The organism is Variovorax sp. F042, assembly GCF_057814215.1.
The window spans coordinates 164,239-190,349 of record NZ_JBVASX010000009.1; the positions used below are offsets into that span (position 1 = coordinate 164,239).

Below are 26,111 nucleotides of genomic sequence, written 5' to 3' on the forward strand. Positions count from 1 at the left end.
AAAATGGAGAGCCCCTCGATGTCCGCCGATGCCACCTACGCCAGCCCTGCCGTCCGCAAGCTGCGCGAAGACCTCGCCCTGGCCCTGCGCGCCGCCGCCCATCACGGGCTGTCCGAAGGCGTCTGCAACCACTTCAGCGTGATGCTGCCGGGCGCGCAAGACCGCTACCTCATCAACCCGCGCGGGCTGCACTGGAGCGAGATCGGCCCCGACGACATCGTGCTGATCGACGTGCATGGCGAGGTGCTCGCCGGGCGCCATCGCGTGGAGCCCACAGCCCTCTTCATCCACGGCGCGGTGCATCGCATCACCGGTCATGCGGTCGTGCTGCACTGCCACATGCCGTACGCCACGGCGCTCACGATCACGGTCGACCGCGCGCTGGACCCGACCGCGAGCCAGAACGCCATGCGCTACATGAACCGCATCGCCGTCGACGCCGAATACAACGGCCTCGCGCTCGACGACGCGGAGGGTGAACGCATCGCCCGCGCCATGGCGGGCAAGGACGTGGCCTTTCTGGCGAACCACGGCGTGATCGTGGCCGGCGGCAACATCGCCCACGCCTACGACGACCTCTACTACCTGGAGCGCGCCTGCCTGCACCAGGTGATCGCGCAGTCGACCGGGCGTCCGCTGGTGCCGGTCAACGCGAAGCTGGCCGCGCACGTGGCGGCGCAGATCCAGGGCGAGCGCGAGCAGTCGGACCTGTTCTTCGAAGCCCTGCGCCGCATGCTGCCCGCCCCGCGCGGCTGAACTTCCGGCCGATACGGCCAATGGCCTATCCGTGGGACATGTTCCGCGGTGCAAACTCCATTCACAATTGTGTCTTGGCCTTGCTACGTCCTGCGCGCAAGGCGCTTACAGCTCTTCATCCGATTTCGCTCCAGCCTTACACCAACTTCACACAAGGCCGCGAGGATGGGGCTTCCAACCACAACCGGGGGATCACATGAAACAGCTTTCTTTTGCATTCGGCGCCGCGGCCCTTCTGTCGCTGGCCACGCTCACCGTTCCGGCCCAGGCCCATGCGAGCGGAAACTTCATCCAGGCGCAGGTGTATGTCGTGCCCGCACCGCCGCCTCCGCGCCGCTACTACGCACCGCCGCCTCCGCCGCGCCACTATTACGGCCCCGGTTATCGCCGCGACGGCTACTACGACCGCCGCTGGGATGACCGCCGCCACCATGGCGGCCGCCGGGACAACGACGGTGACGGTGTGCCCAACCGTTACGACCGCCGGCCCAACAACCCCTATCGCTATTGATGAAGACCCGGGCCGCTTGCCCGGGTTTTTCGTTCAGGTTGCGGAACCCGCATAGGGCGGCGTCGCGCTCGACAGGGTCTGCTTGAGCTGCCGCGAGACTTCGTCCGCCAGCACCTCGGGCCGCCCCGCCTCCACGCCCGCCAGCGCCTGGCGCGCCACGTCGTCCGGCGAGGACTTGTCGCCCTGCACGTGCGCTGCCATGTCGGTGTCCATGTAGCCCACGTGCAGGCTCGTGACCTGCGTGCCCTGCCCAGCCAGTTCGTTGCGCAGGCCGTTGCTCAGCGACCAGGCCGCCGACTTGGTTGCGCTGTAGGTTGCCACGCTCGGGAAGGTGGTCCAGCTCAGGGCCGACAGCACGTTGATCACACCTCCGCCGCCGTTGGCCGCGAGCACGGGCGCGAAGGCCTGCGTCAGCGCCCAGGGGCCGAAGAAGTTGGTTTCGAATTCGGCGCGAGCTGCAGCCAGCGCATCGGGCGAGCCGAGGAAGCTGGAGCCGCGCGAGATGCCCGCGTTGTTGACGAGCAGCGTGACGTCGCCGCAGGCACGCACGGCCGCTTCGATCTGCGCGGGCTGCGTCACATCGAGCGCCACCGGCGTCACGCCGGGCAAGGTGACGCTCTTGGGGTCGCGCGCCGCGCCATAGACCTTGCGTGCGCCTGCTGCCAGCGCTGCCTTCGCAAAGGCGAGACCGAGGCCGCGATTGGCGCCAGTGATGAAGACCACGGAGTCCTTGATTTTCATGATGAGTCTTTCGTTGATGGAAATCGTTGAAAACTGCTCTCAGGCCTGCGCCACGCGCCGCAGCAGGCCGCTGGTGGTGCGCGGCCAGCCTACGCGGCCGAACCAGGCGCCTCCTGCGATGGCCGATGCGATCACGATGCCGTACACCACGAGTGCCACGCCCTGCGCCGCGAACACGCCGGTGAGCCCGCCGCCCCAGCGCAGCGCCAGCCAGCCGCCCGTGCCGGCAACCGCCAGGCGCGCGATGTTGCCCAGCACCGGCCACAGCAGCCGCCCCGCGCCCTGCGACGCGAAATACAGCACCAGCCCGACACCGAAGAAGCCATACAGCGGCCCCACCACGCGCAGGTAGTGCGCGCCGGTTTCGAGCATGGCCGGGTCGTTGCCGAACAGCAGCAGCCACGGGCGCGGGAACAGCGCGGCCGCAATGCCGATGGTCTCGGTCAGCGCAAAGGCCAGCGCCGCGCCGGCCCAGGTGGCTCGCAGCGCACGCTCGCGCTGCCCGGCGCCCATGCAGGTGCCGACCATCGCCACCAGCGGCGCGCCCAGCCCGAACACCAGGGGCACCAGCAGGTATTCGAGCCGCGAGGCCGTGCCGTAGCCGGCCAGCGCACCCGAGCCAAAGTGCCCCGTCAGCGCGGTGGCGATGCCGATCGACAGGTTGGTCGCCACCGTCGACACCGCGCCCACCAGCCCGATGCGCAGGATGTCGCGGAACAGCGGCCAGCGCAGCTTGAGCGCGGCCAGCGTGGGCCGCAGCAGGCTGCGCGGCGAGCGCAGGTAGACGATGAGCGCGATGGAACCCAGCAGGTAGTACAGCAGCAGCGCCATCGCGCCACCCGCGATACCCATGCCCGGCAGCGGCCCGACGCCGAAGATCAGCAGCGGCGACGCCGGAATGAGGAACACCACGCCCACCACCGTCACGTTGGCCGGCACAGACATGTTGCCGGTGCCGCGGATGATGGCCGAGAGCGAGTTGAAGAGCCACACCAGCGTCGCGCCCGCGAACACCCAGTTCGAGTACGTGAGCGCCGCGTCGAGCGCGGGCCCGGTGCCGCCCATGATTCCGTACAACCAGCGCCCGCCCAGCAGCAGCGCCAGCGTGAAGCACAGGCCGAAGCCCAGTGCGATGACGATGGCGTGCCACACCAGCGCGTCGGCATCGGCGCGGCGGCGTGCGCCGAGCGCACGGGCGATCGACGAAGCGATGCCGCCTCCCATCGCGCCGCTCGATGTCATCTGCATCAGCATGACGATGGGGAACACCAGTGCCATGCCCGCGAGCGCATTGGTGCCGAGCTTGCCGACGAAGTAGGTTTCGATGAGGCCGACGGAGGCCTGCGCCACCATCACCAGCACGTTGGGTGCGGCAAGGCGCAGCAGCGTGGGAACGATGGGGGCTTCGAGCAGGCGGCGCGTGCGCGGGTCGAGTTCAGTGGCGCTGTTTGGAGCGGTCATGGCGGGAACCTTGGTGCGTTCAGGCACGGGCCGCGGCGGAAGGCGTGACCGGCGAGCCGGCCTTCGCCGCCGGGCGGCGGATCATCATCACGATCAGCGCCGCCACCAGGCAGGCCGCGCCAGCCGCGTAGAGCGCCGGTGTGTAGGTCAGCAGCAGCGTGCGAGCAAAGCCGGCGCCGTAGGCAGCCGTGGCGGCGCCCAGCTGGTGCGCGGCAAAGACCCAGCCGAACACCAGGCCCACCTTGGCGGGGCCGAAGGCGGCGCCCGCGAGCTTGACGGTCGGCGGCACGGTAGCGATCCAGTCGAGGCCGTAGAACATCGCGAAGATGCCCAGGCCGTAGATGGTGAATTCCGAATGCGGCAGCCAGAACAGCGACAGCCCGCGCAGGCCGTAGTACCAGAACAGCAGCTTGCGGTTGTCATAGCGGTCCGACAGCCAGCCCGAGAGGATGGTGCCGACGAAGTCGAAGGCGCCCATCATCGCGAGCACCGAGGCAGCGGGCACCGCGCCCATGCCGTTGTCGCCGCACAGCGAGATGAAGTGCGTCTGCACGAGTCCGTTGGTGCTCAGGCCGCAGATGAAGAAGGTGCCGGCCAGGATCCAGAAGGTGCGGTTGGTCGACACCTCCTTCAGCACGCGGAACGGCGTGGCGAAATTCATCGCTGGCGCTGCTGCGGCGGGCGCTGCCGGCTGCGTGCCGGGCAGTTCGCCGTAAGGCAGCAAGCCGATGTCCGAAGGCCGGTTGCGCATGAGGCACAGCGCCAGCACGCCGATGAGGATGCTGCCGATCACGATCGGCACGATGGCCGAGCGCCAGCCCCAGTGTTCGATCATCCAGGCCGCGAACGGCAGGAAGGCCAGCTGCCCGGTCGCAGAACTGGCCGTGAGCATGCCGATCACCAGCCCGCGCCGCGCGACGAACCACCGGTTGGCCACCACCGCGCCGAGCACCAGCGCCGTCATGCCGGTGCCCAGGCCCAGCATCAGGCTCCACAGCACGAACAGCTGCCACAGCTGCGAGGCCATGGTGACCAGCGCCATGCCCATGCCGACGAGCGCCAGGCCGGTGCAGATCACCGCGCGCAGGCCGTAGCGTTCCATCAGCACCGCGGCGAATGGGCCCATGAGGCCGAACAGCGCGAAGCGCAGCGCAAGCGCCGAGGAGATCTGCTCGGTGCTCCAGCCGAACTCCTTGCCCAGCGGCTGCAGCATGGCGCCCGGCAAGCCCAGCGCGGCCGACATGGTCAGCATGGTCAGGAAGGTGATGGCGGCGACGATCCATCCGTAGTGGATGCCGCGGCGCTGGAGCCATGCGGAAACGGGGGTGGCGAACATGGGACCTCTGCTGTTGGAATGAGATGTGGAGGAGAAGAAAAAAACGGGAGCCGCACGCGACGGAACGCGTGATGTGATGGGGTCGGGAAAGCGGTTGGAGGCGGGTCAGTCGTCGCCGTCGGGCACGTCTTCGGCGCCCAGCAGTTCCATCGACTCGTCGATCAGCAGGTGCAGCGCCAGCACGCGCTCCACACCCAATAGCGCATTGAGCTTTTGCTGCGCGGTCTTCCAGTGGGCCAGCGCCTCGCGCCGTTTTTCTTCGCCCTCGGGCGTGACATGCACCAGCCGGCTGCGCGCATCGGCGCCGGCGGTCTGCGCGACCAGGCCCGCGACGATCAGCGGCTGCAGGTTGCGGCTCAGGGTCGAAGCGGTCATCTTGAGTTCGCCCGCCAGGTCGACCGGCCGCGACGGGCCGAGCCGCGCGAGGTTCGACAGCAGCGAGTACTGCGTGGTCTTCAAGCCGCTCTTCGACACCTCGGCGTCGTAGAACTGCGAAAGACGGCGCGAAAGCTGGCGCACCTTGAAGCTGGTGCAGCCGCGTGGCTTGGTGGGGGTGTCCATGGGATATTATTGTATGTGCAACTATTGCATATGCAACTACCACCCTCCGCCAAAGCCCCCAGAAGGAACACAGGCATGACACAAAACCCCAACCAGCTCGAAACCTGGATCGCCGAAGAACGCCGTATCGCCGAGCGCCTTGATGCCGGCCCAGGCCCCGGCCTCGCCCGCCCCGAACAGATCGCGGGCAAGACCGGCCTCGAAGTGATGCAGGCGATGCTGAACGGCGACATTCCCTACGCAGCCATCGCCAAGACGCTGGACTTCACGATCCTCGAAGTGCGCCAGGGCGTGGCCATCTTCCAGGGCACGCCGCTGCCGCAGCACCTGAACCCGCTGGGCACCATCCACGGCGGCTGGGTCGCGACGATGCTCGACTCGGCCCTGGGCTGCTCGGTGCACACGATGATGCCGCCCGGGCGCGCCTACACCACCGCCGAGCTGAGCGTGAACTACGTGAAGGGCCTCACGCCCAAGGTGCAGCGCGTGCGCGCCGAAGGAAAGGTGATCCATTGCGGCAAGCAGCTCGCCACCGCCGAGGCTCGCCTCTACGGGCCCGACGGCACGCTGTTCGCGCATGCCACGACCACCTGCCTGGTGTTCGAGGTGCTGCCAGCACGCTGAGCCCCTGCGCCCGGATTGCCATCGGGTTGGGCGGGAGGGCGTCAGCAGGAGGAAGCGGACGCCATCACATGCTGCTGAGCAGCGCAGGCACCGCACTTTGCAACGAGGCAGTAGGCCTTCGACCTGTAAGTCCAAAGGCGTCGCAACTCACACCTCCAGTGATAATTATTCTCATCCGAGACCTGCAACAGGCCTCGGAGCTTTCCAGAACACCCGCTCCCGGAGGATTCTCATGACCGAACGCTCAAGCGTCCAAGGCCGCGCCGCGCGCGCATTGTTCGCCACCAGCGCCGCCTGGCTTGCCGTCGCCGCCCTGCCCGCGCAGGCTGCCGCAGCCGACGAACTCACGCTCTACACGACGCGCGAGCCCGCGCTGATCCAGCCGCTGATCTCGGCCTTCAGTGCGCAGAGCAACATCAAGGTCAACACCGTGTTCGTGAAAGATGGCCTGCTGGAGCGCGTCAAGGCCGAAGGCGCACGCTCGCCGGCCGACGTGCTGATGACGGTGGACATCGGCAACCTCATGGACCTGGTCGACGGCGGCGTGACGCAGCCGGTGAAATCGGCCGCGCTCGAATCGGCCATTCCGGCCAACCTGCGCGGCGCCGACGGCCAGTGGTTCTCGCTCTCGCTGCGCGCGCGTGTGCTGTATGCCGACAAGAGCCTGCCCCTCACGAGCTTCCGCTACGAGGACCTGGCCAACCCGAAGTACAAGGGCAAGGTCTGCATCCGCGCCGGCCAGCACCCCTACAACACCGCGCTGGTCGCCTCGCTGATCGCGCACGACGGCGAAGCCAAGGCCGAGCAGTGGCTGCGCGGCGTCAAGGCCAACCTGGCACGCAAGGCCACGGGCGGCGACCGCGACGTGGCGCGCGACATCCTCGGTGGCATCTGCGACGTGGGCCTGGCCAACTCGTACTACGTCGGCCAGATGAAGAGCGCCAAGGAAGGCACCGACGCTCGCAAGTGGGGCGACGCCATCAAGGTCGTGCGCCCGACCTTCGCCAATGCAAAAAGCGGCGGCACGCACGTCAACATCAGCGGCGCGGCCGTGGCAAAGAACGCGCCGCAGCGCGCCAACGCGGTCAAGCTGCTCGAGTTCCTGGTGTCGGAACCGGCGCAGTCGCTGTATGCGCAGACCAACTATGAATACCCGGTGCGCAAGGGAGTGGCACTCGACCCGATCATCGGCCAGACCATCGGCGAGCTGAAGGTCGATCCGCTGCCGCTGACCGAGATCGCGAAGTACCGCAAGCAGGCCAGCGCCCTGGTGGACAAGGTCGGCTTCGACCAGTGACATGAATGGCCGGGCACGCCTTGCCGGCGACTGAATGCTGACAGCGCGGCGCCAGCCGCCGGGCCTGCGCGCCGCGGGCCCGGCGTGGCGCTGCGCGTCGTTCTTGATCGCCATCGGCGTGCTCGCGCCGGTGCTCACGCTGGCTTGGCTCGCGTTCGGCTCGGGCGTCGGCCACTGGGGCCCGCTGTTCGCGCACGTGCTGCCGCAGGCGGCGCTCAACACGGCCCTGCTGCTCACGGGCGTGGGCGCACTGGTGCTGGTGATCGGCACCGGCTGCGCGTGGCTGGTAACGGCGCACGACTTTCCAGGGCGCGGTGTGCTGCACTGGGCGCTGCTGCTGCCGCTGGCGATGCCGACCTACATCGTCGCCTTCGCGTACCTCGACTTGCTGCACCCCATCGGCCCTGTCCAGGGCGCGATCCGCTGGGTGCTGGGCTTCGACAGCCCGCGCCAGTTCCGCCTGCCCGACCTGCGCTCGATGCCCGGCGCGATCTTCGTGCTGGGCTTCGTGCTCTATCCGTACGTCTACATGACGGCGCGCGCGATGTTCATGACGCAACCGGCGCACCTGATGGAAGCGGCGCGCATGCTCGGCGAAAGCCGGCGCGGCGCGTTCTTTCGCGTGGCGCTGCCGCTGGCGCGGCCGGCGCTGGCCGTGGGGCTGAGCCTGGCGCTGCTCGAAACGCTCAACGACATCGGCGCTTCTGAATTCCTGGGCGTGAACACGTTGACGGTGGCGGTCTACACCACGTGGATCACGCGCTCCGACCTGGCCGGAGCAGCGCAGATTGCGTGCGCGATGCTGTTCGTGGTGGTGGCGCTGGTCTGGCTCGAACGCAATGGCCGGCAGCACCAGCGCTTCGGCTCGGCACAGCGCATGCGCGCGGTGCAGCCACGGCGCCTGCATGGCGGCGCGGCCTGGGCTGCGACTGTGACGGCAGCGACGCCCGTGCTGATCGGCTTCGTGGCCCCTGCGCTCTACCTCGTCTGGGAAAGCGCCAAGCGGCTGCAACAGGGCGGTGGCGTTTCCCGGGGTCTGATCGCGAGCCTCGGCAACACGCTGGCGCTGGCTTCGGGCGTCACCGTGGTCGCGGTGGCGGCGGGGCTGGTCGTCGCCTGGGCTTCGCGCAGCCAAGGCTCAAGCCTCAACCGTGCGCGCTGGCAGGCGCGTGTAGCAACTCTGGGCTATGCCGTGCCGGGCACGGTGCTGGCCATCGGGCTGCTCACGCCTGCGCTGGCCTTCGATGCCGCCCTGGCCACCGCGCTCGGCTGGCAGGGCCTGCCGCTGATGGGCGCCGGCGTCGTGCTAGTCATGGCCTGCGCGATCCGATTTCTTGCGATGCCCGTGGGCGGCATCGAGGCCGGCCTCGCGCGCATTCCCCCCGCCATCGAGCAGGCCTCGCGCCTGCTTGGCGAAACCACCGCCGGCACGCTGCGCCGCGTGCACCTGCCATTGCTGCGCCCCGCCATGGCTGCAGCCGCGCTACTGGTGTTCGTCGATGCAATGAAGGAGCTGCCGGCCACGCTGCTGCTGCGGCCCGCCAACTTCGACACCCTCGCCACCTGGCTCTATGCCGAGGCCGCGCGCGGCACGTATGAAGAAGGCGCAATTGCCGCGCTCGCGATCGTGCTGGCCGGCCTGCTGCCCGTCGTGCTGCTTGCGCGCAACCAGCTGGGCACGTCCTCGCTCACACCCGGCCCCGACAAGACATGAGTTCTCCCCTGCACATCGATGCGATCCAGCTCGCCTACGACACGCCGCGCGGCCTGCACACGGTCGTCGATGGCTTCTCGCTGACATTGAACGCGGGCGACATCGGCTGCCTGTTCGGCCCCTCGGGCTGCGGCAAGACGACGGTGCTGCGCGCCATCGCCGGCTTCGAGCCCGTGCGCGCCGGCACCGTCCGACTCGGCGACGTGCTGCTGTCGTCCGCGCAGAAGCACCTGCCGCCCGAGCAGCGGCGCGTGGGCATGATGTTCCAGGAATACGCGCTGTTTCCGCATCTGTCGGCCGCGAAGAACGTGGCGTTCGGGCTGCGTCGCCTGGACCGTGCGGCGCAGCAATCGCGCGTCGCGGAAATGCTTGCGCTGGTCGGCCTGGCCGACGCGGGCGAACGCTACCCTCACGAACTCTCCGGCGGCCAGCAGCAACGCATTGCGCTGGCCCGCGCGCTCGCGCCCTCGCCCGCGCTGCTGCTGCTCGACGAGCCCTTCTCCAACCTCGACGGCGGCACGCGCGAGCGACTGACGGCAGAAGTGCGCGGCATCCTGAAGCAGGCCGGCCAGACCGCGATTCTCGTTACGCACAACGAGGCCGAGGCGCACGCCATGGCCGACCGCATCAGCGTGATGCACGGGGGGCGCATCACGCACTGGCTCGACACGGCGGCCTAGCACACAGGGGCCTTTTCTCGAATGGGCTTATCGGGAAAAGGTTGTTCGGGATCGCAAGAATCGCGGCGTTCCAGACACATCCTTCCCAAAGAACGGAAAGCCCCATGACGCGACAAGCCCTCACCCTCGTCAGCCACCTGCTGTGCCCGTACGTGCAACGCGCCGCGATTGCGCTGAATGAAAAAGACGTGCCCTTCGAGCGCGTCGTGATCGACCTCGCCAACAAGCCCCAGTGGTTCCTCGACATCTCGCCGCTCGGCAAGGTGCCGCTGCTGAAGGTACAGCGCCCCGATGGCAGCGAGGCCGTGCTGTTCGAAAGCAACGTGATCTGCGAGTACCTCGAAGAAACGCAGCTCGGCGCGCGCCTGCACCCCGAAGACCCGCTCACCCGCGCCGAGCACCGCGCCTGGATGGAGTTCGGCTCGGCCATCCTTGCCGACCTCTGGGGCTACGAGACCACGCAGGACGCCGCCGTGTTCGAGCAGAAGCGCCTCGCGCTCATCGCAAAGTTCGGGCGCGTCGAGGCTGCGCTGGGCGAAGGCCCCTACTTCGCAGGCCGCAGCTTCAGCCTCGTCGACGCGGTCTTCGCGCCGGTGTTCCGCTACTTCGAGGTGTTCGATGCGATCAGCGACTCGCACGTCTTCGATGCCCTGCCCAAGGTCGATGCCTGGCGCAAGGCGCTGGCCGCCCGTCCCAGCGTGCGCAACGCCGTGGTGCCTGAGTATCCGCAGCACCTGATGGAATTCCTGCAGCGCCACCAGGCCCATCTGCTCACCCTCGCAGCTTGATCGCCGCGCCGGGAGGCAGACAATAGCGGCCTCCCTTTCCGATCTTTCCCATAACTACACGGCACCACGAGATGCGACTCCTTCACACCATGCTGCGCGTTGGCAACCTCCAGCGCTCCATCGACTTCTACACCAAGGTGCTCGGCATGAACCTGCTGCGCACGTCCGAAAACCCCGAGTACAAATACAGCCTCGCCTTCATCGGCTACGGCAAGGGCAACCCCGACCAGGCCGAGATCGAGCTCACCTACAACTGGGGCACCGAAAGCTACGAACTCGGCTCCGCCTACGGCCACATCGCGCTGGGCGTGCCCGATGCATACGCGGCCTGCGAGAAGATCAAGGCCGCGGGCGGCAACGTGACGCGCGAGGCGGGGCCGGTCAAGGGTGGCACCACGGTGATCGCGTTCGTCACGGACCCTGATGGCTACAAGATCGAGCTGATCCAGCGCGACGAAGGCGCCGCTGGCGGCGGCCTGCGCTGAACCTCGGCGGGGCAGCCCATGGCAAGCACGAAGAAGCAGGCCACGACAACCCGCCATGTCGCGCTGCTGCGCGGCGTGAACGTCAACGGCATCACGATCAAGAGCGCCGATCTGAAGGCGCTCTTCGTCGAACTGGGCTTCGGCGCGGTGCGCACCGTGCTCGCCAGCGGCAACGTGCTGTTCGACACCAGCGAGAGCGACGCCGCCGCGCTGCGCACGCGCATCGAGCAGGCCCTGCGCAAGCGCTTCGGCTACGACGCGTGGATCGTGCTGCTCACGCAGAAGACCGTGGCCGAAATGGCGGCGAGCTACCCCTTCGAGCGCATCGACGAAGAACGCCATCCCTATATCGTGTTCGGCTCCGACGCCGCAATGCTCGATGAAATCGTGGAGAAGGCCGGCACCGTCGATGCTGACGTTGAACAGCTGAAGCGCGGCAAGGGCGTGCTCTATTGGCAATGCCCGCGCGGCGAGAGCCTCGATACACCGGTGGCCAAGCTGCTCGCCAAAACCCGCTACAAGTCGAGCACCACCACACGCAACCTGCGCACGGTAGAGAAGCTGCTCACAGACTGATCAGCAGCCCAGCAGGTCCGCCAGCTCATTGATGTCGCGCGCGTGCAGGTTGTTGTCCACCTGCGGCGAAACATCCTTCGGCCTGGCGCGGCCGAATTCATGCGGGCGTTCGATGTACGCGGTCTTCAGGCCGCAGGTGCGCGCGGCGGCCAGATCGTCGTGGTGCGCGGCGGCCAGCATCACCTGCCCGGGCGTTGCGTCGAACACACCCGCCACGCCGAGGTAGGTTCGCGGGTCGGGCTTGTAGGCCTTGAACACTTCGGCCGACAGCACGCAGTCCCAGGGCAGGCCGGCGCGCTTGGCCATTTCGGTGAGCAGGCCGATGTTGCCGTTCGACAGCGTGCAGATGGTGAACTTCTTCTTGAGCCGCGTGAGCCCGGCCACCGAATCGGGCCACGCCGGCAGTCGATGCCAGGCACGGCTCAGGTCGCGCTTGGCGGCGGTGTCGAGGCGGTCGGCCAGGCTGAAGTCGTGCAGCACCTGTTCGAGCATGCTCAGGTGCAGTTCGTCGAGCAGCGTGAAGCCGCCCTCGCCCGCGGCGATGCGCTCCATCACTGCCTTCATCGCGGGCTGGTAGCCGGCACGCCATGCCAGCGCAAAGGCTGCGCCGTCCACGCCCGGCAGTGCGCTCTCGGCCTCGGCGGCAATGCCGCTGTGCCAGTCGACCACCGTGCCGAAAACGTCGAACGCGATGACCTTGAGGTCGCTCGCGTCGAAATCAGCGCCGCTCATGGCGATGCTCAGCGCGGCAGCTGGCTCGCGGCGCGTGCCAGTTGCTCGATGCGCGCCCAGTCACCATCGCGGATCGCGTCGGTCGGCACGATCCACGAACCGCCCACGCAGGCCACGTTCGACAGCGCAAGAAACTCGGCTGCGTTGCCCGCATGGATGCCGCCCGTCGGGCAGAAGGTGACGTCGCCGAACGGCCCCTGCCAGGCCTTGAGCATCGGCAGGCCGCCGGCCTGCAGCGCGGGGAAGAACTTCAGCTGCGTGTAGCCGTCTTCCTGCGCCGTCATGATTTCGCTGCCAGTGGCCACGCCGGGCAGCAGCGGCAGGCCGAGGTCGTGGCAGGCCTTGCCGACCGCGCGCGTGTAGCCCGGGCTCACGCCGAACTTGGCACCCGCCAGCGCCGAGGCTTGCGCATCGGCCGCGCTGCGGATGGTGCCGGCACCGGCCACGGCTTCGGGCACGTCCTTGGCGATGGCCTCGATGCACTGCAGCGCCTGCGGCGTGCGCAGCGTGACTTCGAGCATGCGGATGCCGCCGGCCACCAGCGCGCGCGCCAGCGGCACGGCGTCTTTCACGTCGTTCAGCACGATGACCGGGATGACCGGGGCGTCGCGCATCACGTCCAGCGCGGTGAGTTTTTCGTTCATAGCCATGAGCAGGCTCCTTCTTCTGCGGTCAATGCATTGCGGCGCATGCCGGCGAACAGTTCACGGCCGAGGCCGTGCCCGTCGGCGATGCGCTGCGCTTCGGGTTGCGTTGCGGTCTCGCGCGCTGCCCATTCGTCTTCGGGCAGCAACACGGCGAGCGTACCCGCGACGGAGTCGAGGCGGATCAGGTCGCCGTCGCGCACCTTGGCGAGCGGGCCGCCCGCTGCCGCTTCGGGCGAGACGTGGATCGCGGCCGGAATCTTGCCCGACGCGCCGCTCATGCGGCCATCGGTGACCAGCGCCACGCGGAACCCCTTGCCCTGCAGCACCGACAGCGGCGGCGTGAGCTTGTGCAGCTCGGGCATGCCGTTGGCCTGCGGGCCCTGCCAGCGCACCACGCAGACCACGTCGCGCTCGAGTTCCCCGGCCGTGAATGCCTTCTGCAGCGCCGCCTGCGAGTCGAACACGCGCGCCGGGGCTTCGATGACGTGGCGGTCGTCGGGCACCGAGGACACCTTGATGACGCTGCGCCCGAGGTTGCCACTCAGCAGCTTCAGGCCGCCCGTGGCGCTGAACGGGCTCGCGACCGTGCGCGTGACGGCTTCGTTCTTCAGGGGCGCGGCGGGGGTCCATTGCAGGCGGTGCTCGCCCGCATCGCCTGCCAGCGCCGGAATGTTCGCGAATTCACGGATGCCGCCCGAGCGCACCGTCAGCACGTCGGCATGCATGAGGCCGGCATCGACCAGTTCGCCGATCACGAAGCCGGGGCCGCCCGAGGCCTGGAACTCGTTCACGTCGGCGCTGCCGTTGGGGTACACGCGGCTCAGCAGCGGCACCACGTCGGAGAGCTTGGAGAAGTCGTCCCAGTCGATCAGGATGCCGGCGGCGCGCGCCACGGCCACCCAGTGGATCAGGTGGTTGGTGGAGCCGCCCGTGGCGAGCAGGGCGACCATGGCGTTGACGATGCAGCGCTCGTCGACCATCTCGCCGATGGGCGGGCAATTGAATGCTGCCTCGCCCGCCTTGCCCAGCACCGTGCGCACGGCCTCGCGCGTGAGCGTTTCGCGCATCGCGTCGCCGGGCTGGATGAAGGCCGTGCCGGGCACGTGCAGGCCCATGGCTTCGAGCAGCATCTGGTTGCTGTTGGCGGTGCCGTAAAAGGTGCAGGTGCCCACCGTGTGATAGGCGGCCATCTCGGCATCGAGCAGGCCCTGGCGGCCCACAAGGCCCTGCGCCGCCTGTTCGCGCACCTTCGACTTGGCGCCGTTCGACAGGCCCGAGGGCATCGGGCCGGCTGGCACGAACACGGTCGGCAAGTGGCCGAAGTGCAGCGCGCCGATCAGGAGGCCAGGCACGATCTTGTCGCACACGCCGAGCAGCAGTGCCGCATCGAACATGTCGTGCGTGAGCGCGACCGCGGTGCTCATGGCGATCAGGTCGCGGCTGAACAGGCTCAGCTCCATGCCGGGCGTGCCCTGCGTGACGCCGTCGCACATGGCGGGTACGCCGCCGGCCACCTGCGCGGTGGCGCCGAGGCGGCGAGCCTCCTGCTTGATGATGTCCGGGTAGCCTTGGTACGGCGCGTGGGCCGAGAGCATGTCGTTGTAGGCTGTGACGATGCCGATGTTGGGTGCGCGCTCGGTCACCACGCGGAATTTGTCGTTGGCCGGGATGCCGGCCACGGCGTGCGCCACGTTGGCGCAGCCCATGCGGTCGGAGCCGCGGTCGCGGGCGCGGATTTCGGCAAGGCGGGTGAGGTAGGCGCCGCGCAGCCCCTGGCTGCGCTCGCGGATGCGATCGGTAACGTCGCGGACGGTGGGGTTTGTGCTGCTGCTCATGGGGGTACGTGGCTCTTGCTGCATGTCGCCAGGGCGACTGTGGGCCTGGAGGCCCATGGTAACAAGCCGGGCGCGAAAGCCCGATGAAATCCGGGCGCCAGGCAATACGAATTTACCCATTCGAGCCTTGCAGGGAGGCGCACGCAAAAAAGCCCGGCGTTACCGGGCTTCTTCTCTGATCTGGCAATCGGGGCGCGTGGCGCTCAGTCGACCAGCTTCACCTCGACACGGCGAGCCTCGGCGTTGTTGCCAGTGCCGGCCGTCACGGCGGGCTTCTGCAGGTCGACCTTGGCCGCCGGAACGCCCAGGCCCACGAGCACGTCGCGCACCATCTCGGCGCGCTTCTTCGCGAGCTGTTCGTTGATGGCGGCGTCGCCGGTGGTGTCGTGGAAGCCCGAGATCACCGCCTTGCGGCCGCTTTCGACGCCCTTGATGACCGCGGCCAGTGCCTCGGCGGCGCCCGGTGCGAGATCGGCGCTGCCGGTCGCGAAGTAGAAGCTCACCACGCCGTCGACCACGCGGACGCTGGCGCCGTCGGGGATCGTGACCGTCACCGTCTCTGTGACCTCGGCCACCTTGGGCGCCGCTCCGGGTGCGGGCGCCGAGATTGTCACTGCCGCAGCGGGCTTGGCGGCCGCCGGGTTGTGCCCCTTGTGCCAGAGCACGATGCCCACCACGAAGAAGATCACCAGGGCGATCAGCGCCATGACGAATCCGATGATGAAATTCTGCTGGCTGTCGTCGTCGCTCATTGCGGGTCTTGCTCCGTAGGAAAGAGGTCGGTAAATAATGGTGCGGTGAACCATGATCAGGAAATTGTAGGCGTCGGCCCTGACACCCCCGTGTCGGACCCTGCGCCGAACCCCGGTCCGCCGGGACTCGACCCCATGCCCAAGCCCCTGCGCGACCCGCAGCCGATGCTCGAGCGCGCCATCGCCGACTGGGGCGGACATGAGGACCTCTGGCTCTTCGGCTACGGCTCGCTGATATGGCGGCCCGAGTTCGGCTTTACCGAGCGCCGGCCGGCCTGGGTGCACGGCTGGCACCGCGCGCTGAAGATGTGGAGCCGCGTGAACCGCGGCAGCGTGCAGACGCCGGGCCTCGTGTTCGGGCTGCTCTCGGGCGGCAGCTGCCGCGGCATGGTGTTCCGCGTGCCGAAGGCCGAGGGGCTTGAAACCCTGCGCCGGCTCTGGCTGCGCGAGATGCCGACCGGCGTGTACGACCCCAGGTGGCTGCAATGCGGCACGGCCGAGGGCCATGTGCGCGCGCTGGCGTTCACGCTCTCGCGGCGCAGCCCCAACTTCACGGGCGAGCTCAGCGACGAGCGCTACCGCCACATCTTCGCCCACGCGGTGGGCCGCTACGGCAGCTCGCTCGACTACGCGCAGCAGACGCTGCTGGAGCTGCAGCGGCATTCGATCCACGACGCGGCGCTGGCGCGGCTGGTGGCGCTGGCCGCGGCGAAGGAACAGGAGCAGCGCCAGTCAGGGAACGCTGCTGATTGCGATGCACCGCAGGCTCCGGTATATGTTCCGGGGTCTCCAGACAATTCCGAATCATCCCAATCTTCCGGACCCTCCAAGGAAAACACATGAACCAACGTCGTCTCATCGCCACCGGCGCCGCCCTCCTCGCCTCGGCCCTCCTGGCCGCCTGCGGCAGCATGGGTGGCAAGCCGAGCACGGCCGTCGAACTGGTGCCGACCGCCGCGATCACGCCCAACCCGACGCGTGGCACGGTGACCTTCACCGCCCTCGAGCACGGCGTGCGCGTGTCGGGCGAGGTGCGCGGCCTGGTGCCGGGCAGCGAGCACGGCTTCCACATCCACGAAAAGGGCGACTGCGGCGACAACGGCAATGCCTCGGGCGGCCACTTCAACCCGGCCGGCGGCACGCACGGCAAGTTCGCCGCGCCAGGCAGCCATGCCGGCGAACTGCCGAGCCTGCGCGCCGACGCCAACGGCATGGCACGCTTCAGCGTGGAAGACCACGCGATCTCGCTGACCCCGGGCGCTGCCAACAGCGTGGTCGGCCGTGCGCTGGTGGTGCACCGCGACCCCGACGATTTCACGACGCAGCCGGCAGGCAACTCGGGTCCGCGCATCGCCTGCGCCGTGATCGCAAAGCCCTGAGATCGAATAGAAAAGGCTAGGCGTTCACGCGCGCCAGCCACAGCGCCTCGGCCTGCGCCAGCGCCTCGGGCGTGTCGATGTCGGTGACCACGCCGACATCGTCCACCGCCAGGTCGGCGACCGAATCGATGGCGCGCATCGACCGCAGGATGGACGATGCGCCGAGGCCTCCCTCCAAGGTAGCGAGCTGCGCGCCGCACCCGGCGGCAAAGCCCACCGGATGCCCGCGCTCTCCCCGGTACTGCGGCTGCACGGCATTCACCCGGCCGCCAAGGGCGGCTGCAACCGCCTGCAGCGTCGCGGGCAGCACCAGCGGCAGGTCGCCCGGCAGGATCAGCCAGCCCTGCGCATCGGACGTGGCGCGCACGGCAGCCGCGATCGAGTCGCCCATGCCGGGGTGCCCCGCGTCTTCCACATGCCACGGCAGGCCGCTGGCGCGCACCGCGTCGAGCGTGCGCTCCAGCACCGGCTTGCCGGCGAGCAGCGCCTTCAGCTTCGATCCCGTGCCGCCAGCTGCAATGAAGCGCTCGCCGCGGCCCGAGGCCAGCACGATCACTACCGGGGAATTCGCCTTCTGTGTCGTCATGGGCCGAGTATGTGCGCAACAATCCCGGCATGACTTCTCCTCTCTCCAATGACGCACTGGCGGCACTGCGCAAGAGCTACGAGCGCGCAGAACTCGGCGAGGCCCACAGCGCCGGCGATCCGCTGAAGCAGTTCGAACGCTGGCTCACCGAAGCCATCGACGCGCAGGTGCCCGAGCCCAACGCGATGACGCTGTGCACCGTGGGCAGCGACCTGCGGCCGTCGAGCCGCATCGTTCTCATCAAGGGCTACGACGCGCGCGGCATCGTCTGGTACACCAACTACGAAAGCCGCAAGGGCCGCGAGCTGTCGGGCAATCCGTACGCATCGCTGCAGTTCCACTGGGTCGAGCTGGAGCGGGTGGTGCGCATCGAGGGCCGCGTCGAGAAGGCGGGCGCCGAAGAGAGCGACGCCTACTTCGCAAGCCGCCCGCTCGACTCGCGCATCGGCGCCTGGGCCAGCCCGCAGAGCGAAGTGATCAGCGGACGCGACGTGCTGGTGAAGAACGCGGCCGTGTTCGCGGCCAAGCACCTGCTCTCGCCGCCGCGCCCACCGCATTGGGGCGGCTACCGGCTGGTGCCCGACCGCTGGGAATTCTGGCAAGGCCGCAAGAGCCGGCTGCATGACCGGCTGCGCTACCGGCTCGAAGGCAGCGACTGGGTGCGCGAGCGCCTCGCCCCCTGAGCCGCGTCGTCAGGCCTCGCAGCCTACGACCTTGAATTCGACGCGCCGGTCCAGCGCGTCGCTCGCATCGTCGGCCCCCGTTCCGACGATGTTCTCGCGAAAGCCCATGCCCGATTCGCGCAACTTCTTCGACAGCGGCGGCGCCTCGCCCACCAGCCGGGCCTTCACGCTCACGGCGCGCTGCAGCGACAGCCGCTCGTTCACCGCCTCCGAGCCCGTGCGGCTCGTGTGGCCCGTGACCACCACGCACGAATCGATCTGCGCCGCCTGCCGCGCGATCTGGCGCAGCCACATCGGATAGGCGGTGCTGATCTTCGGGTCGGAGAGGAAGTCGGTCGAGCCCGGCTTGAACAGGAACTTCACGCTCAGGTTGTTGGTTTCGAGCCCCAGGCGCGCGATGGTGCCGAAGGTCTTCTCGGCATCGGCAGTGCGGCCGAGCTGCGATTGCGTGAGGTACAGCCCACTGTAGATGCGCAGTTGCTGGCCGTCGGGCCGTTTCGACGCGGCCTCGTAGCGGTTCAGCGCCTCGCTCATACGGCCGGCCTCGTAGGCAGCGGTGGCCTCTTGCAGCACGGTTGAAGTCGGCAAGCGCTCCAGGTACAGCGCGTCGGCGGCCTGGCCCGGCTGGGTCTCCGCGGTGCGGATGTAGCCCTCGACGCCTCGGTCCTTGCCGTTCACCGGGCTGTCGCGGAAGAAGGCGGTGGGCCGCGTGTCGAGCGTGGCATCGCTGATGCGCGTGACCGACTGCGCGATCACCACGCCGCTCTTGATCTCGGTCAGCGCAAGGTTCAGCCGGTACGGCCCGCCCGAGGCGTCCTTGTCGCGCACCAGCGTGCCGTTCAGCACGTACTGTGCGTTGCCGATTTCGCTGGCGTTGAACGGCGTGACGGTGAACTGCTTGAACTGTGCCTGCATGCGCTGGACGATGCGCTGTTCCGCCACGCGCGTCACCTCGGTCTGCTGGCCGCTCGCGCCTTCGAGCAGCGGGTCGATCACGATACGGCGCTGCGTGAGCGTCGACTCCACCTTGGCCAGAAAGGCCGGCAGCTTCTGCGTCTGCACCATCAGGTCGTCCACTGCCTGGTTCACGGCCTGGTCGAAAGGCATGGCGTTGCCGGGCGCGGGGCGGTGCGCGCAGGCGGCGGCAAGCACGGCGGCAGCGCACAGCGTGAACACGCGCAGTGCCACGCGAGCTCGTTGGGTGGTGGTCGTCATCAGCATTGGCTCCTCAATGTCTTCATGTCCTGGTCCGACAGCGGCTCGCCGACGGCGGCGCGCATGTTGATTTCGCTGCAGCGCTTCGATGGCGCGGCGCGCGGCGCGGCGGCTTCGCGTTGCACTGGCGGCGGTGGCGGCGGTGCGGCCGGCTGCTGTGCGCGCGTCCTGATCACCGGCTTCGGCTTCGACGGCGCCTCGTCGGTCTTTTCAGACTTCTCGGCGGGCGACGGCTCGGCCGGCTCGCGCGGCACGTTCGCCGACAGGCACGGCGTGCGGCACGGCTTGGCCGCGCCAGCGGGCTCCGCGGCCTGCGCGGGACGGCCGTGCAGCGCGATCACCGTCGCGACCACCGCCATAGCAAGAAGGGGCGAAGAGCGCGCCGGGTGAATCATCAGCCGGCAAATGTAGGGTGCCAGCGGCCCCGCGCCATCTCGCCAAACGGCCACCCTGCCAAACGGCATAGGCGCGCGGCGAAGCGCTCTAAGGCGAAAGTCCGCTCAACGCCAAGGAGAAGAGCCCGAAGGACTCAGGGCAGCCATTGCACACACATCATCACGAGCGTGAGCGTGACGAGCCCCAGCACCGTCGACACAGCGACGCTGGCCGTCACCAGGTCTTCGGACGTGCGGTAGCGCTGCGAGAACAGGAACACGTTGGCGCCAATGGGCAGCGCCGCAGCCACCACCATCACCGTGAGCGGAATGCCGCGCACGCCCAGCAGCCAGCCGATGACGGCCACCAGCAGCGGATGCAGCAGGTTCTTCACAAGCGCCTGCACCAGCGCGCCGCGCCAGTGCCGGCCGATGGGCGTGAGCGCGAGCGTGATGCCCACCATCACCAGCGCGATCGGCCCGAAAGCCTGGCCCAGCAACTGGATCGGCTTGTCGATGACCTCGGGCATGACCAGCCCGGTCTGCGCGAACAACAGGCCCGCGATGATCGGCATCGGCACGGGGTGAATGATGGCGTTGCGCAGCGCGCGCATCACGGTGCGCGCCATCGACGGCCGCTTGTCTGCGCCAGCGGCGCCAGCCTGCTCGCGCGCGACGGCCAGCTCCAGCACCACCGTGGCGCTCGTCAGCAGCACCAGCGAATGCAGCGAAATCAGCGTGAGCAGCACCACCATGCCCTCCTCGCCGTATGCGAGGCCGATCAGCGCGATGCCGATCATCACGGTGTTGCTGTAGGTGTTGGCCAGCGCGAGCACCGCCGCCGTGCGGTTGAACCCACGCAGCGCCAGCGTGCCCGCGAACAGCAGGCCCGAGGCGATGAAGTACGCCGCCACGGGCTTGAGGCTCAACTGCTCGACGTGCACCGTGCTCATGGCGCGGAACAGCAGCGCAGGCGCGAGCAGCAGGAAGATGAGGTGCGACAGGTCTTTCACCGCATTGCCGCCGATCCAGCGGCGCTTGCCTGCCAGATAGCCGACAGCGATGAGCAGGACGACGGGGAGGAGCGAGGAGATGACGATGGAATTCACTCGGCGAGGATAGCCGAGGGACTCTTTCGTCTTCGCCCGCCCCTTGCGCCCTTAGAACGTCACGCGCAGGCCGACCTTCAGCGTCCGCCCCGGCAACGGTGCGTTCGGATACACCGTCGTCGTCAGGATCGAGGTCGCGCTGTAGGCCAGCTTGTTCGTGATGTTGTCCATGCGCGCATACCAGGTGAGGTTGGCGCGCTGCACCTTCATGCGGTAGGTGATGGCCGCATTCCACAGCGTGTATGCATCGGTTTCGCGCGCGCCCACCGACGGAATGCGGTGCTGCGCTGCGTTGTAGTCGAAGCCGAAGCGCGCGCCCCACGGGCCGTTGGCATAGGCCAGCGTTGCGCCCAGGCGCAGCGGCGCGATGCGCGGCAGCGGCTCGCCGGTGTCGAGGTTCTTCGCGCGCACGATGTCGCCGCGCCACTCGAGGTCGAGCGTGCCCGCATCGCCCATGCGCGCGAAGCCGTCGGTGCCCAGCAGGCGCAGGTTGCCGTTGGCCTCGATGCCGGTGAAGCGCGCGCGCACGCCGCTGTAGACGTACTCCGCCAGCGTGTCGGTGGCGCCGGGCTCGGCCACGTTGCCCTCTTCATCGAGGTTGCGCCCCGATGCCGTCAGGCCGATGTAGTTGCTGAAGCGCGTGACATACGCGTTGACGCGAGCCGTGTTGGGGCCCGACTTCCATTGCGCGCCCAGGTCGAGGCCGGTGGACTTTTCCTTCTTCAGGTTCGGGTCGCCCACCTCCCATGCGGCCGTTGCCACATGGGGGCCGTTGGCCAGCAGCTCGTAGTCTTTCGGCGCACGCTCGGTGTAGGCGAGATTCGAAGTCAGCTGCCACTGCGGCGCGAGGTTGACCAGCGCACCGAAGGCCGCGCTGTGCGGGTTGAAGGTGCGCTCGCCGACGGCAAAGCGCGTGACCGTCGGATCGTCCGGGTAGCCCAGCGAGCGGATGCGGACCTGCTCGGTGCGCGCACCGAAACTCAGGCGGCCCCATGAAGTGCCGTATTCCTCGTACATGAACAGCGCGTTGGAGCGCGTGCGGCTGTGCGGCGCGAAGGCTTCCTCGCCGTCGGCAGCGAAGCGGTTGGTTTCGCTGCTGAAGCCGACCAGGCCTTCGAAGTTGCCGATCTTCTGGTGGCGCGCCTCGATGCGCAGGTCGTTGCTCATGTTCGAGAACGTGGTGCCGGCTTCGCCGCCCTCGAACTCGGTGTGGCGGTAGTCGGTGTGGCTCAGCTTCGCGTGGATGCTGCTGATGAAGCCGCCCGGGCGCCACTCGCCTTCGATCGCATAGCGGTCGGACTTCATGCCGATGGTCACGTCGTCTTCAGCCACGGTGCCATACTTGCTGCGGTAGGTGCTGACCGAGGCGCCGATGTAGCCCTGGTCGAAGAACATCGTGCCGCCGACGGCGCCGCCGTGCGCTTCGTTGGCCGAGTTGCAGATCTTGCGCGCAGTCCACGGCGAGCCGGGCTTGCTGCATTCGAGCGTGATCGGCACCGACACGTCTTTCGAGTCGCGGTTGAAGGCGTCGACGTGGATCGCCAGGCGGTCGTTGCCGCCTTCGAGCACCACGCCGCCGTTCTTCTCCTTGTTGCCGGTGGAGTAACCCAGGTCGGCGCGACCGCCGAAGCCGTTGATCGGTTCCGTCGGAATGCGGTTGTCGATCACGTTGACCACGCCGCCGACAGCACTGCCGCCGTACTGCAGCGCCGACGGGCCGCGAAGCACTTCGATGCGGTCGGTCACCAGTGCATCGACCGGCACGGCGTGGTCGTAGCTCAGCGCCGAGGCGTCGGGCGCACCGCCGCCGTTCTGCAGGATGCGGATGCGGTCACCGTCCTGGCCGCGAATGATCGGGCGGCTGGCGTTGGGGCCGAAGTAGCTGCTGCTCACGCCGGGCACGTTGTCGAGCGTTTCGCCGAGCGTCGATTGGGAGCGCAGCAGCAGCTTGTCGCCCGACAGGGTGGTGGTCGGCGCGATCAGGTCGCTGGCGCCAAGCGGGTTGCCGGTGACGGTGACTTCGCGCAGGCTGGTGGCGTCGGCGGGTTGGGCCTGCGCCTGGGCCAGGCTTGCGAAAGAGGCAAGCGAAAGAACGGCAACGCCGATGGCGTTGCGAGGGAAATTGGGAGTCATGAATGGACACTCGTTGAAATCAAGGGGCGACCGGCCGCCACCCACGCCAAGCGGGTGCGGCAGTCGGAACACATCGGAATTTCAGCGAGTGGAAGGCGGACCGCGTGCGTCGAACAGCACGATCCAGCGGGCGACGGCTTCGCCCTGCAGATACGCGAAGGTGGCCGACGGCAGCACCATCGGCAGCACCACCAGCGGCACGCCGGGCGCGCTGAAGCCGTGCGACAGCCGGTCGTACAGCCGGCACTCGGCGTCGGTCTTGTCGCCAAACAGCGCATGCAGCCAGGTGTGCCGCTGCGCCGGGGCGTGAGCCTCAGAGGCCCCGGCAGCCACGGCGGTCGCGCGCTCGGCGGACAGGGCCCAGGCGCGATCGCCCGGCACGTGCAGCGTGGCATGCACGAGGCCGAGCGTCGACGTCACCCACACTGCGACGAGCAGCATGAAGGCGACTGTGCGCGAGAGCCTCGTGTGCGTCATCTGCGTGCGACCTGTATCAGAAGTGCGTGGTCATGCTCACGTACAGGCTGCGCCGCGTGCCGTACTGCGGCGCACCCACGCCCACGCCAGTGCCGTCGCGCAGCAGGTAGCTCTTGTCGAACAGGTTCAGGATGGCAATGCGCCCGACGATGTCGCCGCCCGAAGCCTCCTTCCAGGTGTGCGAGTAGGCGGCGTTGACCACCGCGTAGTGCGGCAGCGCCGCGCTGTTGGGCGCGCCGCCGTCGGGGGTGCGGCGCAGGCCGCTGCCGAAGATCAGGTCGCCGCTGACCTGGTTGTCGCCGAAGCGGTAGCTGGCGCCACCCGACAGCGTGTAGGTCTGGTCGTGGTCCAGGTACACGTAGTGGTTGGCGATGTAGCTCAGTTCGTCGGCACCGAACAGCGACTGGCTCGACACGATGTCCTTGCCCATCGCCTTCTGGTAGGCGAAGTTCGCGTATGCCGACCAGTGGTCGTCGCTGTAGCGGGCCGACAGCTCCAGCCCGCGCGCGAAGCCCTTGGCATAGTTGAACGGCGACAGGATCAGCGCCTGGCCGAACTGGCCTTCGTCGAGCAGGTTGGTGATGTCCTTGTAGTACACGTCGGCCGACAGCGACAGGTTGGCATTCACCTTGTGGTCCACGCCCAGGTCGAAGTAATGGGTGCGCTCCGCCTTCACCGCATCGGAGTTGGCAACCTCCGGCTGGTTGGTGGTGCCCGCATACAGATTGATGCTCTGCTGCGAGGCCAGCTCCTGCGGCGGCGGCGTGAAGTAGCGCGCGTAGCCCGCGTGCAGCGCCGTGTCGTCCGACAGCTTGTACGCAAGGTTCAGCCGCGGGCTCCACTGGTGCTCCTTGGTGAAAGCGTCGACGCTGTCGTAGCGCAAGCCGTAGTTGAAGGTCAGCTTCGGGTCGATGCGCCATTCGTCCTGCAGGTAGAGGCTGGCGAGCTGGCCGACCTTGCTGGAGTTGTCGTTGATCAGCAGCGGCGTGTTGCCTACCTGCGCGCCGGTGTCGTCGACCGGGAACACGTTCACCGCATTGATGCTGCGCGTGGTCTGCCGCGTGTAGGCGCCGCCGAAGCGCAGCGTGTGGGCATCGTTCAGCTTGTACGACGCATCGGCCTGCAGGCCGTTGGACGAGTTGGAGCGCAGGGTGTCGGAGGCCACGCCGTTGTAGATCAGGTCGCCCACGGCGTCGGGCACGTAGTGCAGGCTCGAGTACTGGTGGAAGGCCGAGAGCTGGAAGTCCAGCGCGCCCACCGTCTTCTGGTACGACAGCGCGACGAAGCGCGTGGCTTCGGTCTGGCGCTCGCGCACATCGGACGACGGCAGCCCGTTGTAGCCCGTGCCCAGGTCGCTGTAGCCGGCCAGCGAGAAGGACGGCGTCTGGTTCGGGTTGGTCGGAATCTGGAACTTGCCGTTGTAGGTGCCGAACATCAGACCCAGGCGCGTATCGGCGTCGAGGTAGTACGAGAGGTTGCCGAAGGTCTTGCCCTGCCGTGTGCGGTCGTTCTGCGCGTTGAGCGTGGGCTGCGGGTTCTCGATGCCGTTGGTGTTGGACACCAGGCTGCCCGACAGGTAGTAGCTCAGGTTGCCGGTGGTGCCGTAGACGGAGCCGCTTTCTTCCAGCGTGTTGTGGCTGCCGAAGGTAAAGCCGAGCGAACCGCCGGGCTTGCCGAAGCCCTGCTTGGTCTGGATGTCGACCACCCCGGCAGTGCGCAGGCCGTATTGCGCGGGCAAGGCGCCGGTCAGGAAGTTGACCGAGTCGATGTAGCGCGTGTCCAGCGACTGGCCGAAGCCCGAAATACCTTCGGGCAGCTGCACGCCGTTGACGCGGTACTGCACGTTGCCGTGGTCGTCGCGCACATGCAGCGAGCCGGAAGCCTTCGAGTCCTTGGCCACGCCGGGCAGTGTCAGCAGCACGTCGTCGAGCGGCGTGGCGTCGCCCTTGCCGAGCGCGTCGATGGCCGCGCGGTCGATGCGGTAGACGGTCGCGCCGACCTCGGGCGAGAGTTCCATGCGCGCCTTCTTGAGGCGCTCGGACTGGATCTCCACGGTGGACAACGTGCCTTCGGCGCTGGGCGCGACGGTGGTGGTCGTGGTAGTCGCGTCCTGGGCGAAGGCCGACCAGGACAGCAGTGAAAGAACGGCAATGCCAACGGCACTGCGACGGAAATTGGGAATCATGAATGGGCACTCGTTGAATCGATGAACGATCTGCCGCCGCCCGCGCGATGCGGGCGGCGGCAGCCGGAACACAGGGAGATTCAGCGAGAGGAAGGCGGACCGCGCGCGTCGAAGAGCGCGATCCAGCGGGCGACGACCTCGCCCTGCAGATAGGCGAAGGTGGCCGACGGCAGCAGCATCGGCAGCACCACCAGCGGCACGCTGGGCACGGCGGAACCGTGCTCCAGCTGGTCGTATAGCCGGCATTCGGCGTCGGTGTGCTCGCCGAACAGGCTGCCCAGCCCGTGAGCCGCGTGGTCGTGCGCGCCGCTGCGCGATGCCTGCTGCACCTGCACCGCCGCCTCGGCGTGCGAGAGGCCCGGCACGTGCAGCGAACGGTGCATGACCCCCAGCGTGCCCGCAATCCACAGCGCGAACGCCAGCGCGACGATGAACGCGCGCGACGAACGGGAGGGAGACTGGCGGGCCATGCGC

The 26,111-nt window shown here is 68.3% G+C and carries 28 protein-coding genes; 12 read left to right on the forward strand and 16 right to left on the reverse strand.

The window, feature by feature from the left end; translation table 11 throughout:
• The first annotated feature begins 3 nt into the window (after positions 1–3).
• On the forward strand, positions 4–756 hold the full coding sequence (locus ACZYSP_RS24840; protein ID WP_093058269.1) for an aldolase: 753 nt from the start codon (positions 4–6) through the stop codon (positions 754–756).
• A 196-nt stretch (positions 757–952) separates the two neighbouring features.
• Entirely contained in the window at positions 953–1,267 is a 315-nt protein-coding gene (locus tag ACZYSP_RS24845; RefSeq protein ID WP_093078816.1) for a hypothetical protein, read from the forward strand.
• Positions 1,268–1,300: 33 nt separating this feature from the next.
• Here ACZYSP_RS24845 and ACZYSP_RS24850 read toward each other — a convergent pair whose 3' ends face one another.
• The 4 genes from ACZYSP_RS24850 to ACZYSP_RS24865 form a co-directional block, all read right to left on the reverse strand.
• On the reverse strand, positions 1,301–2,008 hold the full coding sequence (locus ACZYSP_RS24850; protein WP_489017185.1) for an SDR family oxidoreductase: 708 nt from the start codon (positions 2,006–2,008) through the stop codon (positions 1,301–1,303).
• Positions 2,009–2,047: 39 nt separating this feature from the next.
• On the reverse strand, positions 2,048–3,469 hold the full coding sequence (locus tag ACZYSP_RS24855) for an MATE family efflux transporter (protein ID WP_093177899.1): 1,422 nt from the start codon (positions 3,467–3,469) through the stop codon (positions 2,048–2,050).
• 19 nt (positions 3,470–3,488) lie between these two features.
• Complete coding sequence (locus tag ACZYSP_RS24860) at positions 3,489–4,805, reverse strand: MFS transporter (protein ID WP_093058265.1); 1,317 nt, start codon at positions 4,803–4,805, stop codon at positions 3,489–3,491.
• Positions 4,806–4,910: 105 nt separating this feature from the next.
• Positions 4,911–5,366, reverse strand: a complete 456-nt coding sequence (locus tag ACZYSP_RS24865; protein ID WP_093058264.1) for a MarR family winged helix-turn-helix transcriptional regulator — start codon at positions 5,364–5,366, stop codon at positions 4,911–4,913.
• 75 nt (positions 5,367–5,441) lie between these two features.
• Here ACZYSP_RS24865 and ACZYSP_RS24870 point away from each other — a divergent pair, with 75 nt between their 5' ends.
• From ACZYSP_RS24870 to ACZYSP_RS24900, 7 genes are all read left to right on the forward strand, one after another.
• Complete coding sequence (locus ACZYSP_RS24870) at positions 5,442–5,990, forward strand: PaaI family thioesterase (RefSeq protein ID WP_093058263.1); 549 nt, start codon at positions 5,442–5,444, stop codon at positions 5,988–5,990.
• Between the two features lie 232 nt (positions 5,991–6,222).
• The gene (locus tag ACZYSP_RS24875; RefSeq protein ID WP_093078822.1) at positions 6,223–7,287 is read left to right on the forward strand and encodes a Fe(3+) ABC transporter substrate-binding protein; all 1,065 of its coding nucleotides are present in this window, start codon (positions 6,223–6,225) and stop codon (positions 7,285–7,287) included.
• 34 nt (positions 7,288–7,321) lie between these two features.
• A complete protein-coding gene (locus ACZYSP_RS24880) occupies positions 7,322–9,001 on the forward strand; it encodes an ABC transporter permease (RefSeq protein WP_489017189.1) in 1,680 nt (559 codons plus the stop codon).
• On the forward strand, positions 8,998–9,681 hold the full coding sequence (locus tag ACZYSP_RS24885; RefSeq protein WP_489017191.1) for an ABC transporter ATP-binding protein: 684 nt from the start codon (positions 8,998–9,000) through the stop codon (positions 9,679–9,681). The genes ACZYSP_RS24880 and ACZYSP_RS24885 overlap by 4 nt, the downstream gene beginning before the upstream one ends.
• A 104-nt stretch (positions 9,682–9,785) precedes the next feature.
• Positions 9,786–10,469 carry a glutathione S-transferase family protein gene (locus ACZYSP_RS24890; RefSeq protein ID WP_489017193.1) on the forward strand — a complete coding sequence of 228 codons (684 nt, stop codon included), beginning with the start codon at positions 9,786–9,788 and terminating at the stop codon, positions 10,467–10,469.
• Between the two features lie 71 nt (positions 10,470–10,540).
• Positions 10,541–10,954, forward strand: coding sequence for a lactoylglutathione lyase (gloA, locus tag ACZYSP_RS24895; RefSeq protein ID WP_093058258.1), 414 nt, complete (start codon positions 10,541–10,543; stop codon positions 10,952–10,954).
• Positions 10,955–10,972: 18 nt separating this feature from the next.
• The gene (locus ACZYSP_RS24900; RefSeq protein ID WP_093058257.1) at positions 10,973–11,530 is read left to right on the forward strand and encodes a DUF1697 domain-containing protein; all 558 of its coding nucleotides are present in this window, start codon (positions 10,973–10,975) and stop codon (positions 11,528–11,530) included.
• Here ACZYSP_RS24900 and ACZYSP_RS24905 read toward each other — a convergent pair whose 3' ends face one another.
• From ACZYSP_RS24905 to ACZYSP_RS24920, 4 genes are all read right to left on the reverse strand, one after another.
• Positions 11,531–12,262 carry a haloacid dehalogenase type II gene (locus ACZYSP_RS24905; protein WP_093078830.1) on the reverse strand — a complete coding sequence of 244 codons (732 nt, stop codon included), beginning with the start codon at positions 12,260–12,262 and terminating at the stop codon, positions 11,531–11,533.
• 8 nt (positions 12,263–12,270) lie between these two features.
• Positions 12,271–12,912: a bifunctional 4-hydroxy-2-oxoglutarate aldolase/2-dehydro-3-deoxy-phosphogluconate aldolase gene (gene eda / locus ACZYSP_RS24910; RefSeq protein WP_093058255.1), complete on the reverse strand. Its 642-nt coding sequence runs from the start codon at positions 12,910–12,912 to the stop codon at positions 12,271–12,273.
• The gene (edd, locus tag ACZYSP_RS24915) at positions 12,903–14,744 is read right to left on the reverse strand and encodes a phosphogluconate dehydratase (protein ID WP_093058254.1); all 1,842 of its coding nucleotides are present in this window, start codon (positions 14,742–14,744) and stop codon (positions 12,903–12,905) included. Before edd ends, eda begins: the two co-directional genes overlap by 10 nt.
• Positions 14,745–14,947: 203 nt before the next feature.
• Complete coding sequence (locus tag ACZYSP_RS24920) at positions 14,948–15,496, reverse strand: OmpA family protein (protein ID WP_093058253.1); 549 nt, start codon at positions 15,494–15,496, stop codon at positions 14,948–14,950.
• Between the two features lie 135 nt (positions 15,497–15,631).
• On the opposite strand from ACZYSP_RS24920, the gene ACZYSP_RS24925 reads away from it, so the two are divergent.
• Together ACZYSP_RS24925 and ACZYSP_RS24930 are read left to right on the forward strand one after the other, a co-directional pair.
• Positions 15,632–16,339 (forward strand): gamma-glutamylcyclotransferase, encoded by a 708-nt coding sequence (locus tag ACZYSP_RS24925; protein ID WP_489017197.1) that lies wholly within the window; start codon positions 15,632–15,634, stop codon positions 16,337–16,339.
• Positions 16,336–16,875: a superoxide dismutase family protein gene (locus ACZYSP_RS24930; protein WP_489017199.1), complete on the forward strand. Its 540-nt coding sequence runs from the start codon at positions 16,336–16,338 to the stop codon at positions 16,873–16,875. Before ACZYSP_RS24925 ends, ACZYSP_RS24930 begins: the two co-directional genes overlap by 4 nt.
• Positions 16,876–16,891: 16 nt before the next feature.
• On the opposite strand, the gene ACZYSP_RS24935 is transcribed toward ACZYSP_RS24930, so the two are convergent.
• Positions 16,892–17,461: a nucleotidyltransferase family protein gene (locus ACZYSP_RS24935; protein WP_093078836.1), complete on the reverse strand. Its 570-nt coding sequence runs from the start codon at positions 17,459–17,461 to the stop codon at positions 16,892–16,894.
• A 29-nt stretch (positions 17,462–17,490) separates the two neighbouring features.
• Between ACZYSP_RS24935 and pdxH the strand changes: the two genes are divergently transcribed.
• Positions 17,491–18,144, forward strand: a complete 654-nt coding sequence (pdxH, locus tag ACZYSP_RS24940) for a pyridoxamine 5'-phosphate oxidase (protein ID WP_097200856.1) — start codon at positions 17,491–17,493, stop codon at positions 18,142–18,144.
• 9 nt (positions 18,145–18,153) lie between these two features.
• Here pdxH and ACZYSP_RS24945 read toward each other — a convergent pair whose 3' ends face one another.
• The 7 genes from ACZYSP_RS24945 to ACZYSP_RS24975 all read right to left on the reverse strand — a co-directional run bounded on the left by ACZYSP_RS24945 (position 18,154) and on the right by ACZYSP_RS24975 (position 26,107).
• Positions 18,154–19,365 (reverse strand): OmpA family protein, encoded by a 1,212-nt coding sequence (locus ACZYSP_RS24945; protein WP_489017202.1) that lies wholly within the window; start codon positions 19,363–19,365, stop codon positions 18,154–18,156.
• Entirely contained in the window at positions 19,359–19,718 is a 360-nt protein-coding gene (locus tag ACZYSP_RS24950) for a hypothetical protein (protein ID WP_489017204.1), read from the reverse strand. Before ACZYSP_RS24950 ends, ACZYSP_RS24945 begins: the two co-directional genes overlap by 7 nt.
• A 170-nt stretch (positions 19,719–19,888) precedes the next feature.
• Positions 19,889–20,842: an AEC family transporter gene (locus ACZYSP_RS24955; RefSeq protein ID WP_093058248.1), complete on the reverse strand. Its 954-nt coding sequence runs from the start codon at positions 20,840–20,842 to the stop codon at positions 19,889–19,891.
• Between the two features lie 51 nt (positions 20,843–20,893).
• A complete protein-coding gene (locus ACZYSP_RS24960; RefSeq protein ID WP_426392060.1) occupies positions 20,894–22,975 on the reverse strand; it encodes a TonB-dependent receptor in 2,082 nt (693 codons plus the stop codon).
• Positions 22,976–23,056: 81 nt separating this feature from the next.
• Positions 23,057–23,416 carry a hypothetical protein gene (locus ACZYSP_RS24965; RefSeq protein ID WP_489017206.1) on the reverse strand — a complete coding sequence of 120 codons (360 nt, stop codon included), beginning with the start codon at positions 23,414–23,416 and terminating at the stop codon, positions 23,057–23,059.
• A 52-nt stretch (positions 23,417–23,468) separates the two neighbouring features.
• Positions 23,469–25,637, reverse strand: a complete 2,169-nt coding sequence (locus ACZYSP_RS24970) for a TonB-dependent receptor (protein WP_354337630.1) — start codon at positions 25,635–25,637, stop codon at positions 23,469–23,471.
• A gap of 80 nt (positions 25,638–25,717) precedes the next feature.
• Positions 25,718–26,107, reverse strand: coding sequence for a hypothetical protein (locus ACZYSP_RS24975; RefSeq protein WP_256330891.1), 390 nt, complete (start codon positions 26,105–26,107; stop codon positions 25,718–25,720).
• Positions 26,108–26,111 lie beyond the last annotated feature (4 nt).